At 49.9% G+C, this 577-nt stretch carries 1 rRNA gene; it reads right to left on the minus strand.

What is annotated here, in order from left to right:
• Positions 1 to 65 precede the first annotated feature (65 nt).
• Positions 66 to 577: ribosomal RNA gene (locus tag V6E76_RS11365) — 16S ribosomal RNA — on the minus strand; the annotation flags it as partial.

Here is a 577-nt window from a genome sequence, read left to right on the forward strand (position 1 = left end):
TTAAAAACATTCAAAACTGAATACAATATGTCATCCGCTTAAGTTCCGCTCCGTTATATCCTTAGAAAGGAGGTGATCCAGCCGCACCTTCCGATACGGCTACCTTGTTACGACTTCACCCCAATTATCAATCCCACCTTTGACGGCTACCTCCATAAAGGTTAGTCCACCGGCTTCAGGTGTTATCGACTTTCGTGGTGTGACGGGCGGTGTGTACAAGACCCGGGAACGTATTCACCGTAGCATGCTGATCTACGATTACTAGCGATTCCAGCTTCATGGAGTCGAGTTGCAGACTCCAATCCGAACTGAGAACAGTTTTATGGGATTCGCTTGGCCTCGCGGCTTCGCTGCCCTTTGTAACCTGCCCATTGTAGCACGTGTGTAGCCCAAATCATAAGGGGCATGATGATTTGACGTCATCCCCACCTTCCTCCGGTTTGTCACCGGCAGTCAATCTAGAGTGCCCAACTGAATGATGGCAACTAAATTTAAGGGTTGCGCTCGTTGCGGGACTTAACCCAACATCTCACGACACGAGCTGACGACAACCATGCACCACCTGTCTCTCTGCCCA

The organism is Jeotgalicoccus huakuii, assembly GCF_036665975.1.
Lineage (GTDB): Bacteria > Bacillota > Bacilli > Staphylococcales > Salinicoccaceae > Jeotgalicoccus > Jeotgalicoccus marinus.